Origin of the sequence: Bauldia sp. (assembly GCF_020442045.1) — a bacterium.
Classification (GTDB): domain Bacteria; phylum Pseudomonadota; class Alphaproteobacteria; order Rhizobiales; family Kaistiaceae; genus Bauldia.
Map to the genome: position 1 here is coordinate 1 of NZ_JAGRLA010000107.1, position 12,736 is coordinate 12,736.

The following is a 12,736-nucleotide window of genomic DNA, read 5'->3' on the forward strand; positions in this document are numbered from 1 at the left end:
CGCGCCATCCAGCGCGACCGCTTCGCCGAATACGGGATCGACGCGGTCTGCAACGGGCAGTGCTCGCCTTCGACGATCGAGAAGATCGTCGCGCTCGACGAGCCGGCGATCGCCCTCTTGAAGAACGCCGCCGAGGCGATGCAGCTTTCGGCGCGCGGCTATCACCGGGTGCTCAAGGTGGCGCGGACACTGGCCGACCTCGACGCCAGCGGCCCGGTCGGCCGCATCCACCTCGCGGAAGCCCTGAGCTACCGCGCAATCGGCGATATTCTCGCCGCCGCTGCTTAGGCAGCTCGGCGTCAGCCGGGCGTGAGGTCGGAGACGCGCACCGTCTCCGCCTCCTCTTTCGTCGGGGTTTCGGCCGTGTCGCTCGGGATTGGCGGGACGCTGCCGACCGATCCCGCACCAGATGGACGCGCATCCGTGCCGACGCACGCTCCTCATCACCGCGGACCATCGCCCCGGCGATCCGCTCCTGCTCAGCGAGCGACTCGGGCGGCAATTCGCATACCGCGCCGCGGCATCCCGTCGCCGCTTTTCGCCAGGCCTGGGGCTCAATCGACGAAGCGTCCGGGCGGCTACTTCACCGAGAAATCGAAATAGGTGTCCGGATAGGGCTCGTCGACGAGGGTGAAATGCCACCACTCGTAGGGATAGGGCTTGAATCCGTGACGTTGCATCACGCTCGACAGCATCAGCCGGTTGGCGCGCGCCTCGCTCGGCTGCTCCGGGTCATCCGGCCAGGAGCGCTCCGAGAAGAAGTCGAAGCCGGTTCCCATATAGACCTCGACCCCGGTGGGCAGGTCGACCAGCGTCAGGTCCGCGGTGGACCCGCGGGAATGTCCTGACTTTTCAGCGATATAACCCTTCGGAAAAAGCTCGCTCTTGTCGATCTCCGGATAGAATTCCGGCTTCATCCGGGTGTCGCCGGCATCTTCCGCCCAGCGCACGAATTCGGCGACCGCGCGGGCCGGTCGATAGCAGTCGAAGACCTTGAGGCCGAAGCCGAAGGGCTTGAGCGAACCCTGGACCTGGACCAGCGCCTCGGCCGCCTGCCTGGTGAGCAGGCAGACCGGCGCCTCATAGCCCTCGATCGGCTGGCCGACGAAATTGTAGTAGCCGGCGTAGCGCGCCTCGACCACGAGACCGGGCACGACATCCGCGACATTGACGAAATCCGCCGGCCGTTCCTCGGCATTCGCCGACGCTGTTGAAAGGGTCATGACAGCCAGAAAAAGGGTGAATGCACGCATGGGGGCGACTTCACCCCATTCGCCGCCCGCCCGCAAGCTGCTTTGCCGCCGGTGCCGGCGAACAGCTCAGCCGACCGATCAAACATTTGGAAAGCATGACCTGCCAGTCTGTCGTCACCCGCCCGGCCACTCCGGGACGGAGGAGGCAGACGCGACATGGCCCTTCCCGCACCATCCGATCAGGATCCGGACGCTCTCGAGCCGCGGCTCGAAGCCGTGATCGCCAGGGCGCGACGGACCGGGCCGGAGCCCGCCGCGCCGCCCGCGCATGGCCGGATGAACCCGGTCGCCGCCGGCCTCTTCGCGGCGCTCGCGGGCCTCGTCGCGCTCGTCGCCCTCGCGCTCGCCTATGTCGCCCCGGGCACGATGCCGCTCGCCGCTCCGATCGCCGTCATCCTCGGCGCGGTGTCGCTGTGGGGCGCCTCGCGCATCGACGAGAGCCGCTATCGCAGACACCTCGAAGCGCTCGGCCGGGAGAAGCTCGAGCTGGCAACGACGCTGGAGCGCATCGCCGACACGGCCTGGGAGCTTCGCGAGAACGAGGAGCGCTACCGCGGCCTGATCGAGGCGCAGGGCGACCTCGTCGTCCACCGCGACGCCAGCGGGCAGGTGACATTCATCAACACCGCCTTCCTCAAGGCGTTCGGCGTCGAGGAAGAAGAGGTGATCGGCAGGCCGCTGTCGCTGGCACCCCTCGAGGAAGCGCCGGCGGACGACCGGTCCTCGCCCGGTGACGTGGCGGCGCGCGACCTCAAGCTCGCCACCACGGATGGACCGCGATGGTTCGCCTGGGTCGATATCCGGATCCGCGACGAAGCCGGCATCCTCGGCCCGGTCCATTCGGTCGCCCGCGATATCACCGCGCGCAAGGAGGTGGAACTGGCCCTGGTCGAGGCACGGAAGAAGGCCGAGGCCGCGAGCCAGGCCAAGTCGCGCCTCCTCGCCACCGTCAGCCACGAATTCCGGACGCCGCTCAACGGCATTCTCGGCCTCAATGCCCTGCTGCTCGAGACCCGGCTGACACCCGTGCAGGAGACCTATGCCCGAGGCGTCCAGTCCTCCGGTGACGCGCTGCTCGGCCTGATCGACGACATGCTCGACTTTTCCAAGATCGAGGCGGAGCGACTGGACCTGCGGCCGGAATCGACCGACCTCGAGACGCTGCTCCAGGAAATCATCGAGCTGCTGGCGCCCCGCGCCCATGCCAAGGGCATCGATATCGTCGCCGATACCGCCGCGGACGTGCCGGGGCTGGTTTCCGTCGATGCGACGCGCCTTCGCCAGGTGCTGGTCAACCTGGTCGGCAACGGCGTGAAGTTCACCGACCATGGCGGCGTCACCCTCGCGGTCCGCGCGACGACAAGCGCCGCCGGCGGGGCGCGACTGGTCTTCACGGTCTCGGACAGCGGCCCGGGCATCGCGCCGCAAGACAGCGAGCGGCTGTTCAGCGAATTCGAACAGGCCGAGGCCGGGCTCAACCGGCGCCACGGCGGGGCCGGTCTCGGACTGGCGATCAGTCGCCGCATTGTCCGCCGCATGGGCGGTGACCTTACCGTCGAGCCGCGCGACGGGGGTGGCTCGGTGTTCCGCTTCGCGCTCGACCTGCCGGTCGAGAGTCCCGCACGTGACGAGACCCGCATTCTCGACGGGCGCCGCGTTCTCGTCGTCATGGCCGAGCACGAGGAGGCGCCGGCCATGGTACGGGGGCTCGCCCGGGCCGGCGCGGAAGCCAGCCAGGTGCCCAACCTGAACGCGGCGGTGGGTCTGGTCGGGGCCGCCGTCGCCGCCGGCCTTCCCTATCACGCGATCCTGCTCGACAGGCGGCTCACCGACGACGCCGCGGGGGCGCTCCGGCGGATCCACGAAGCGGCGGGCGCGAAAGTCAGCATCGTCGTGCTCATCGAGCCGGCCGGGCGCGGTGAGATCGAGGGCCTTCGCGCCACCGGCTATGACGCCTATCTGGTTCGACCGGTCCGGCGATCGTCGCTCATTCGCATCGTCAAAGAACTCGTCGCCACGCCGGGCGGTTTCCATGTTGACCCGGAGGACATGCGCGGACGCCCGGCCGAGACGCCGGGGCCGGCCCGGGCCAGCCTCGACGTCCTGCTTGCCGAGGACAACGAGATCAGCGCCCTCCTCGCCCGCGCGGTGGTGGAAGGCCTCGGGCATTCGGTGACCGTTGTCGAAAATGGCGACGCCGCGGTTGCCGAGATACGCGGTCGGGAGGCCCCGTTCGCGTTGATCCTGATGGATCTCCATATGCCGGGCCTCGACGGGCTGGCGGCGGCACGGGCGATCCGGGCCGATGAGGCGAAATCCGGCAGGGCGCCGGCACGCCTGGTCGCCCTGACCGCGGATGTCCTGCCGGAGACGCGGGCCGAGGCGCGGGCCGCGGGAATCGACTCGATTCTCGAAAAGCCGGTTTCGCCCGATTCGCTCCGCCGCCTCCTCACCGATTTGACGGAAAAGGCCCTTTCGGATTAGCCATATACGGCTTGGCTGTCACCAAACCGTAGAAAATCTGTGGTTTTTGTCGCGCGGTCGAGCGGAGCCGACGAGACGATTCGGCTTTGAAGACAACGGGTGGCCGACGGGTTATTATCGTCAGAATCGTTCTTGCCGAGGCTACCCCGACAGGCGATGCTGCGGGGACGGTGGGAACCATCCCTCAGGGAGGCGACATGGCTTATATGCCCCTGATGCCACAGCGATTCGCGGGCGGCATGATGCGTATGGCTTGGCGCCGTTTCGACCAGTCCGCCGCTTCATTGGGTCGGATCGGCAGCCTTGAGGTGCGGCTTGCCCGTTCCGGCGACGAGGTCAAGCAGGCACAACGGCTTCGCTATCGCATCTTCTACGAAGAGATGTCCGCGGTCGCCAATGCGCGGGCCGCGTTTTTCGGCCGCGATTCCGACCCCTTCGACAAGGTCTGTGACCATCTCCTCGTACTCGACCACGACACGATGGGGGCGCCGGAGATTGTCGGCACCTACCGGCTGCTGCGCCAGGAGATCGCCGAGAAGCGAAAGGGCTTCTACTCGGCCGGCGAATTCCAGATCGCCAGCCTCGTCAGCCGCCACACCCAGCGCTCGTTCCTCGAACTCGGCCGGTCCTGCGTCCTCAAGCCCTATCGCACCAAGCGGACGGTGGAGCTCCTCTGGCACGGCATCTGGAGCTATGTCCGCCAGAACGGCATCGACGTGATGGTCGGCTGCGCCTCGCTGGAAGGCACCGATCCCCGTCGTCTGGCGCCGCAACTCAGCTTCTTGCGCAGCTATGCGCCGACGCCGGAGGAATGGCGGGTAAGAGCCCTGCCCGGGCGCGGCATCTCGCTGGACGAGCTGGCCGGCGGCGAAGAGGTCAACAATCTCGCCGTCCTTCGCGAGCTGCCGCCGCTGATCAAGGGCTATCTCAGGCTCGGCGCCTACATCTGCGAGGATGCGGTGATCGACTGGCAGTTCGGCACGACGGACGTCTTCATTGTGCTGCCCGTGGAGCGGATCAACACCCGCTACATCAACTATTACGGCCCGGACGCCAGCCGCCACGCCGCCTGACGGGGGCGGCTCAGAGCCGCTTCTGCATGAAGACGAGGTCGAGCCACCGGCCGAACTTGGTGCCGACCTCGGGCATGCGTCCGGTCTCGACGAAGCCATGGGCCTCGTGCAGCCGGAGCGAAGCTTCGTTGTCGGCCGCAATCGCTCCGATCATCACATGCTTGCCAAGCACCGCCGCCCGCTCGATCAAGGCGGTGAGCAGGGCCGTCGCGATCCCGCGGCGTCGCGCACCTTCCGCCACGTAGATCGAGTGCTCGACGGTGAAGCGGTAACCCTCGAAGGCGCGGAAATCGCCGAAGGAGCCGTAGCCCACCACCTCGTCCGCGACGACGGCGACGAGCACCGGGTAGTCCTGTGCCCGGCGCGTCGCGAGCCAGGCGCGACGGTTGTCGAGATCGACGGTGGCGTCGTTCCAGATCGCGGTCGTGTTCGCCACGGCGTCGTTGTAGATGGCGAGGATTGCCGGCAGGTCGTCCTCGTCCGCCGCGCGAATGACAGTCGTCATCGCCAGGCCCCGAACCGGCCACCGACACGGAAGCGCGGTATCATTCCGGCTTCGCCAGTGCTTCCGAGGCCGGCAATTTCGCCGCCGGATCGCCGCCGTCCGCCGGCAAGCCGCCACCGAGCCCACCGACGGTCTTCTTCAATTCGCTTTCTTCCCTGGCGAAGTCCCCGACCCGGTCGGCGACGTCGCCCCAGCTCGGCGCCGGCTTGCCGCTGACCTGCTCCATCACGTCGCCACCGATCTCGCCGAGCCTGTGCTGCAGTCCGCCATCCTCGGCGAGCCACCAGACGCCGGCGACGCCGACCGCGACGATCGCGACGATAAGGATGCGGCGCATTCAGCTACATCCCGGGCTGCAGGCGAAGGCCGTCATTGACCTCGTCGACGATCTTCATCAGGTCGGTCCAGGACCGTACCATCTCCGACCGGAGCGAATCGAGATTCTCGACGCTGCCGAGATCGGAGAGCGCCGTCTCCAGTGAGCTCGCCATGTTGAGCGTGCTGGCCGCGGCGCCATAGACGCGGGCATTTTCCTTCAGTGCGTGGAAGAAGATGTCGAGATTCTCGGACTGGTCGCCCAGCCGCTTCATCACGTCGGCATGGCGCTCCGAGAAATAGCCCCAGGCGGCGACCGCCGCTTCGAGGCTGTGGATTTCCGCGTCATTCGCCTGGCGGGTGAGGCGGAGCTTCTCGATCTCCGAATGGGACAGCGTCTCGGAACGGACGTAGCTGTCGATCTCCTCGTTGCCCTGGCGGAGCGACGCGAGCCGGGCATTGGCGTCGGCGATGCGGAAGCCGACCTCCTGGCCGATGGCGTCGATGTCGGACAGCTCGGCATAGCGCCGCTCGAAGACCTCCGGAGCAAGCCTGGCGATCTGGTCGAAGGACTTGGCGATGGTCGATATCCGGCTCGCGACCTCGGCGATCTGCTCTTCGGTCACGGTGCCGGCACCGCTCACCATCTCGCGAATCTGCCGGGTCGCCTCGATATTCGCCTCCAGCGCGTCGAGGATGTCCGGAATGCTCGGATCGGCCTGGGTCGCCTCGATGCTCTTGCCGAGCGTCTCGCCGAGCAGCTTCAGCGCCTCGTCATGGGGGAGCGTCCCCGCCTTCTCGCGGATGATGCCGATGTCCTCGTCGGCCGCCCACGCCCCTTGTGCGAGGACCGGCGCCGACAACAGAGCCACGGCAAGCAGCGATACGCACATCTTCCACATGACAAAACCCCTCCCGACCGTTCTGGTTGGCGTCCCCGAGTGTGCCCCGCGAGTGTTGACACAATTATGGCGCTACCGGCGCGGTTATCAATCCAGGTAGCCGGCGAGCCGACGGATCGCGCAGAGCTGGGTCACCGCATCGGCGAGCCCCGGTACGGCCATGCCGGAGGGCGGCGCGGCGAGCTTCCGCTTGGCGGCGAGGATGCGCCGATAGGAGCGGTCGAGGGTCGATTCCGGCACCGCGCCCGCCGCGACGGCTCCCGAGACCCGGGCGATGACGCGATCGACCAGAGTGTTGTCGCCGGCACGCTGGTTGGCGAAAATCAGGACATCGGCGCCGGCCCGGACCGCCATCACCGCCGCTTCCTCCAGGCCGTAGCGGTCGGTGATCGCATCCATGCCAAGGTCGTCGGTGACGATCAGCCCCTTGAACCCAAGCCGCTGGCGGAGCTCCAGGGTGATCGCCCGGCGCGACAGGCTCGCCGGGCGATCACCGTCGGAAAAGCGCGGATGGATCAGATGGCCGACCATGATCATCGGCACCGCATTGTCCCGGATGAGGTCGCGGAATACCTCCAGCTCCTCGGGCCGCCACGTTCCGGTGACGTCGACCACGCGCTTGTGGGGATCGAGCAGCGCCGAGCCGTGGCCGGGGAAATGCTTGGCGACGGCGAGGACACCGGCCGCGGCATGGGCGCCGATGAACTGCAGGGCGAAGCCCGCCACCGTCGCGGGATCGACGCCGTAGCTCCGCCTCAGGCGGCCGATCGCCGGGCTTCGCGGATTGACGTTGAGGTCGACGACCGGGCCGAAATTGACGTTGATGCCGAGCGACGCCAGCTCCCGCGCAGCGTCGAGGTAGACCGACCAGGCATTGCAGAGCCCCTTCTGGGAGATGGTGCGCGCCGAGGACGGCAGTCCCTTGAAGCCCTGACGGCGCTTGAAACGCTGGATATAGCCACCCTCCTGGTCGGCGGTGACGAAAGGCGTCAGGCCGCCGCCAGCGGCGCGCATTGCGCCCGTCAGCCGCCGCACCTGTTGGGGGTTGCGGACATTGTGGCCGAAGAGGATGACGCCGCCGATCCGCCCATCGGCGATCATCGCCGCGACCCTGGACGGCCAGGGCTGACCCGGTTCGGTGCCGGGAAAGCCGACAATGATCATCTGGCCGATCTTGCGGGCGATCAGCTCCATCCGCCGGTCCGGATGCAGCCGGTCGGGATGGCTCCCCTCGACCACGACGCCCGGTGGCGGCTCGAGCAGCGAATGGCGCGGCGACGGCGCCCCGGCATGGGCCGGGCCGGCGACGAAGACCAGCGCCCACGCGAGCGCCCACGCCGTCCCGCGATATCGTCGGCGCGATCCGGACACGGCTAGTGCGCCTCGTCCCAGTTCTTCGCGGCGCCGGCATCGACGCGGAGCGGCACACTCAGCCAGACCGCCGGCTCGGCGGCCTTGGCCATGACGTCGGCGATCACCGGCATCGCTTGCTCCACCTCGTCCTCCGGCGCCTCGAAGACCAGCTCGTCATGGACCTGGAGCAGCATCCTGGCCTCGAGCTTCGCGGCGTCCAGCGCCGGCTCCATGCGGATCATCGCGCGGCGGATGATATCGGCAGCGGAGCCCTGGATCGGGGCGTTGATCGAGGCGCGATCGACGAAGGCACGCTCGGCAGCGTTGCCCGATTTCACCTGTGGGAAATGGATCTTCCGCCCGAACAACGTCCTCACGTAGCCATGCTCGCGGACATGGGCCTTCATCGCGTCCATGTAGCCGCGGATACCGGGGAAGCGCTCGAAATAGCGCTTGATATAGGCGCCGGCTTCCTCGCGCGGGATGGCGAGCTGGTTGGCGAGGCCGAAGGCGGAAATGCCGTAGATGATGCCGAAGTTGATCGCCTTGGCGCGGTTCCTGACCTCACGCGGCATGCCCTCGACCGGGACGTTGAACATCTCGCTCGCCGTCATCGCGTGGATGTCGAGGCCTTCGGCGAAGGCCTGCTTCAGCTCCGGAATGTCGGCGACATGGGCGAAGACACGGAGCTCGATCTGGCTGTAGTCGGCCGAGATCAGCTTGCGTCCGTCCCCGGCGATGAAGGCGGTGCGGATGCGCCGCCCGGCCTCGGTGCGGATCGGGATGTTCTGGAGGTTGGGCTCCGACGACGACAGCCGCCCGGTCGAGGTCGCGGCCAGCGCATACTGGGTGTGGATACGGCCGGTCCCGGCGTTGATGAAGCCCGGCAGCAGGTCGGTATAGGTCGATTTCAGCTTGGAAAGCTGGCGCCAATCGAGGATGCGTGCGGCGAGCTCTATTCCGCCCGCGGCCAGCTCGTCGAGCACATCGGCGCCGGTCGACCAGGCGCCGGTCTTGGTCTTCTTGCCGCCCGGCAGGCCGAACTTGCCGAACAGGATGTCGCCAAGCTGCTTCGGCGAGCCGATGTTGAACTCCTCGCCGGCGAGCTTGTGGATCTCATCCTCGAAGCCGCCGATCTTCTGGGCGAATTCTCCGGAAAGCCGCGAAAGGGCCTGGCGGTCGACGGTAATGCCGCGCTCCTCCATGCGAGCGAGCACCGGCACCAGCGGCCGCTCCAGCGTCTCGTAGAGATTGGTCATGTGCTCGGCGACGAGCCGCGGCCTGAGGGCCGTCCACAGGCGGAAGGTCAGGTCCGCCTGCTCGGCGACATATTCAGCCGCCTTGTCGACGGGAACCTGGGCGAAGGGGATCGCCGAACGGCCCGAGCCGACAATCTCCTTGCGGACGAGCGGCGCGTGGTCGAGCCAGCGTTCGCTGAGGTCGCCGAGCGCGGCGCTGCCCTTGCCGGCGTCGAGCGCGTAGGAGACGAGGATCGTGTCGTCGAAGGGCGCGAGCGCAATGCCCTGGCGGTCGAGGAAAAGGCCAAGAGGCTTGATGTTGTGGCCGAGCTTCAGCACCGAGGCGTCTTCGAACAGCGGCTTCAACAGCGCCAGCGCCGTGTCGAGTGGCACCTGGCCGGGCAGCAGGCCGGGATCGAGCAGGTCCGCCTCGCCGTTGCGATGGCCGAGCGGCAGATAGGCCGCCCGCCCCGGTCCGGTCGCGAAAGATAGCCCCACGAGCTCGGCCTGCATCGGGTCCGGCGACGTCGTCTCGGCGGCGATGGCGACATGGCCGGTCCCCACCGCTTCGGCGATCAGGGCCTCCAGGCCCGCTTGGTCGGTGATCGTCGCATAGGCCTTGAGGTCGAACGGAGCCGCCGTTGCCGCCGCCGCTCCGGCGACCGCCCGCGCGGCCGGCGTGAAGGCGCCGGAGTCGGCCCGTGGCGACGCCTTTTCCGGCTTCGCGGTGTCTTCCCTGGTTCCTTCCTCCGGCGCCGGCATCAGCTTCGCGGCATAGGTCGCGGCGTGGAGCTTGTCGGATTTCAGCTTCGGGTCGGCGTCGACCGCGTTCGGGTCGAGGCCCGAGGCTTCGGCGACGCGCTTGGTCAGCGTCGTCAGCTCCAGCGCCTTGGCGAAGGCGATCAGCTTATTGGCGTCGAAGTCGCCAACGCGGGTGGCCGCCAGCGGCACCTCGCAATCGACATGGCGGTCAAGGGTGACCAGCCGCTTGGAGAGCCGTGCCTGGTCGGCATATTCGATCAGCGTCTCGCGGCGCTTCGGCTGCTTGATCTCCCCGGCGCGGGAAAGCAGCGTTTCGAGATCGCCATAGTCCTTGATCAGCGCCGAGGCGGTCTTGATGCCGATGCCGGGAACGCCCGGTACGTTGTCCGAGGTGTCGCCGACCAGCGCCTGGACGTCGGTCACCTTTTCCGGCGGCACGCCGAAATAGTCGATGACGCCATCGATATCGAGCTTGCGCTCGGGCCGGTGGCCGGAGCGTCCCTTGATCCCCGATTCGAAGTCGTAGAAGAGGATCCTGTCGGTGACGAGCTGCATCAGGTCCTTGTCGGAGGAGATGATGAGCACCTCGGCGCCGGCCTTCTCCGCCTCGACCGCGTAGGTGGCGATCAGGTCGTCGGCCTCGAAGCCGGCCTTCTCGATCGGCTCGAGACCGAAGGCCGTCACCGCCTCGCGCATCAGCGGGAATTGCGGCACGAGGTCGTCCGGCGGCTCGCGGCGGGTCGCCTTGTAGTCGGGGTAGATCTCCTTGCGGAAGGTCTCCTCGGACTTGTCGAAGAGGATGGCGAGATGGGTCGGCATGATGCCGACCGCGCCTTCGCGGATGAACTGGTAGAGCTTGGTCGAGAACAGCCGGACCGCGCCGGTCGGCAGGCCGTCCGAGCGGTAGTTGTACTTGGCGTCCTGGTTGATCGACTGGAAATAGGCGCGGAAGACGAAGGACGAGCCGTCGACGAGGAAGACGTGGTCGCCGGGGCCGATCGGCGGATTCTTGAGCTTGGTCATGGGGGCGAATATGTCCGCCCGGCCGGCAAATGACCAGACCGAAGCGCGCCTCGTTCCGGGCCTACTGCCGCCCCGATGCCACCTCGCGGAGATACTGGTGGACGAAGGCGATGGCCATCGAGCCCTCGCCGACCGCAGCGGCTACCCGTTTCACCGGCCCGAACCGGACGTCGCCGCAGGCGAAGAAGCCCGGCAGGCTGGTTTCGAGCAGATAGGGATCCCGGTCGAGCGACCATTGGCCGGCCGCCCGGACGTCGGGGCCGGTCAGCACGAAGCCCCTGGGATCGCGCGCGATCTCGGCCGGCAGCCAGCCGGTCTCGGCATCGGCGCCGATGAAGACGAACAGCCCGCCGCAGGTCTCCTGGCGCGTCGCATCGCCGCCGCGCTCGACGATATCGATGGCGGCGAGATGATCGGTGCCGTGCACGCCCCTCACCTCGCAGCCGAGCGCGACCTTGATGTTCGACTTAGAGCGCAACTGGTCGATCAGGTACTGGGACATGCTTTTTTCCAGCGAATCGCCGCGTACCAGCAGCGTCACCGAACGGGCGTGATTGGCGAAGAAGAGCGCCGCCTGGCCGGCCGAGTTGCCGGCGCCGATCAGATGGATGTCGAGCCCCTGCATCAGCGGCGCCTCGCTGCGGGCGGCGCCGTAATAGATGCCCTTGCCGGTCAGCCGGTCGAAGCCCTCGACGACAAGCCGGCGCCAGCCGACGCCGGTGGCGATGATCGCGGTTCGCGCGATCAGGCTCTGGTCGCCGTCGAGGATCACCGCCCGGCGCTCCGCGTCGACCCTCACGGCGCGCCGGGTCACCACGATCTCGGCACCGAGCCGTCCGGCCTGGTGGAGCGCGCGATTCGCCAGCTCGTCGCCTGAAATGCCGTGGGGAAAGCCGAGATAGTTCTCGATCCGCGACGAGGTGCCCGCCTGGCCGCCCGGCGCCTGGCATTCGACGAGGATCGTCCGGAGCCCCTCCGAGGCGCCGTAGACCGCTGCGGCGAGCCCCGCCGGTCCGCCGCCGATGATCACCGTGTCATATTCGGCTTCCTCGGGCTCGGTATGGAGCCCGAGGCGCTCGGCGAGTTCGCGGAACGACGGGTTGGCCAGGGTCGTTCCGTCGGCGGTCTGAAGGACCGGGCCATCGGCATCCGCCGGCAGCGGTCCCTTCCATCGCGAGGCCGCATCCGCCTCGTCAGGCGTCACCCAGTCGAAGCTGATCTGGTTCCGGTTGAGGAATTCCCGGAACCCGAGGCAGGCATCGCCCCAGCGGCTACCGTAGAGCGTGACCTGGGGCGGACGCTGCTCGGCCGCCATCCCCTGGTACCCGGTCGGCCCGGTGATGCGGTATTCGGCGAGCTCACGGACCTTTCTTGCGAATTCAGGGGCGTCGGCCGCGAGCCGGGCATATTGCTTGGCATCGAGCCGCAACACGCGCGTCGGCTCGGTGGCGCGCACGCTGGCGATGAATTGCACCCCGTAGGTCAGCTGGACCTCGCCGTACATCTGGCCGGCCGGCCGTTTGAACATCGCCTGCTCGACGCCGTCGACGACCCGCGTCAGCTCGAGCTGCCCGGAAAGCACCGCGAAGAAGGCGGGATCCTCCCCCCGATGCGCGGCGTATTGGCCGGTTTCGAGGCTGATGTCGGCGGCGTGCTTGGCGATATCGGCAAGTTGCTCTGTCGAAAGGTCGGAAAAGAAAGGAAAGTCGCGAAGGTCGTCGGTGGTCAGCATCGTGCGTCCGGCAATCCACATGGGGAGGCAGTGGCCCGTCAGTGTTCCATGGAATGCCGCTGCGCCGAAATACTTTATGTCCGTCATTTCCACGAT

10 protein-coding genes are annotated in these 12,736 nt (G+C 67.7%); 3 read left to right on the forward strand and 7 right to left on the reverse strand.

All coding sequences use genetic code 11. From position 1 onward, the window contains the following. The coding region (locus KDJ86_RS12000; RefSeq protein WP_521085285.1) for a magnesium chelatase subunit ChlI family protein at positions 1 to 288 on the forward strand (288 nt) is incomplete at its 5' end. Between the two features lie 290 nt (positions 289 to 578). Here KDJ86_RS12000 and KDJ86_RS12005 read toward each other — a convergent pair. Further along, positions 579 to 1,253 (reverse strand): M15 family metallopeptidase, encoded by a 675-nt coding sequence (locus KDJ86_RS12005; RefSeq protein WP_291745906.1) that lies wholly within the window; start codon positions 1,251 to 1,253, stop codon positions 579 to 581. Between the two features lie 156 nt (positions 1,254 to 1,409). Between KDJ86_RS12005 and KDJ86_RS12010 the strand changes: the two genes are divergently transcribed. Next, positions 1,410 to 3,737: a PAS domain-containing hybrid sensor histidine kinase/response regulator gene (locus tag KDJ86_RS12010; protein WP_291745908.1), complete on the forward strand. Its 2,328-nt coding sequence runs from the start codon at positions 1,410 to 1,412 to the stop codon at positions 3,735 to 3,737. A gap of 239 nt (positions 3,738 to 3,976) precedes the next feature. Beyond that, complete coding sequence (gene olsB / locus KDJ86_RS12015) at positions 3,977 to 4,810, forward strand: l-ornithine N(alpha)-acyltransferase (RefSeq protein ID WP_291745970.1); 834 nt, start codon at positions 3,977 to 3,979, stop codon at positions 4,808 to 4,810. Positions 4,811 to 4,820: 10 nt separating this feature from the next. On the opposite strand, the gene KDJ86_RS12020 is transcribed toward olsB, so the two are convergent. From KDJ86_RS12020 to KDJ86_RS12045, 6 genes are all read right to left on the reverse strand, one after another. Further along, positions 4,821 to 5,315: a GNAT family N-acetyltransferase gene (locus KDJ86_RS12020; RefSeq protein ID WP_291745911.1), complete on the reverse strand. Its 495-nt coding sequence runs from the start codon at positions 5,313 to 5,315 to the stop codon at positions 4,821 to 4,823. 40 nt (positions 5,316 to 5,355) lie between these two features. Beyond that, positions 5,356 to 5,652, reverse strand: a complete 297-nt coding sequence (locus tag KDJ86_RS12025) for a hypothetical protein (RefSeq protein ID WP_291745913.1) — start codon at positions 5,650 to 5,652, stop codon at positions 5,356 to 5,358. Positions 5,653 to 5,656: 4 nt separating this feature from the next. Beyond that, entirely contained in the window at positions 5,657 to 6,532 is an 876-nt protein-coding gene (locus tag KDJ86_RS12030; protein ID WP_291745916.1) for a hypothetical protein, read from the reverse strand. An 87-nt stretch (positions 6,533 to 6,619) separates the two neighbouring features. Next, positions 6,620 to 7,903 (reverse strand): glycoside hydrolase family 3 N-terminal domain-containing protein, encoded by a 1,284-nt coding sequence (locus KDJ86_RS12035; protein ID WP_291745919.1) that lies wholly within the window; start codon positions 7,901 to 7,903, stop codon positions 6,620 to 6,622. Between the two features lie 2 nt (positions 7,904 to 7,905). Then, a complete protein-coding gene (gene polA / locus KDJ86_RS12040; RefSeq protein ID WP_291745921.1) occupies positions 7,906 to 10,908 on the reverse strand; it encodes a DNA polymerase I in 3,003 nt (1,000 codons plus the stop codon). A 61-nt stretch (positions 10,909 to 10,969) separates the two neighbouring features. After that, positions 10,970 to 12,640: an FAD-dependent oxidoreductase gene (locus KDJ86_RS12045; RefSeq protein ID WP_291745924.1), complete on the reverse strand. Its 1,671-nt coding sequence runs from the start codon at positions 12,638 to 12,640 to the stop codon at positions 10,970 to 10,972. Positions 12,641 to 12,736 lie beyond the last annotated feature (96 nt).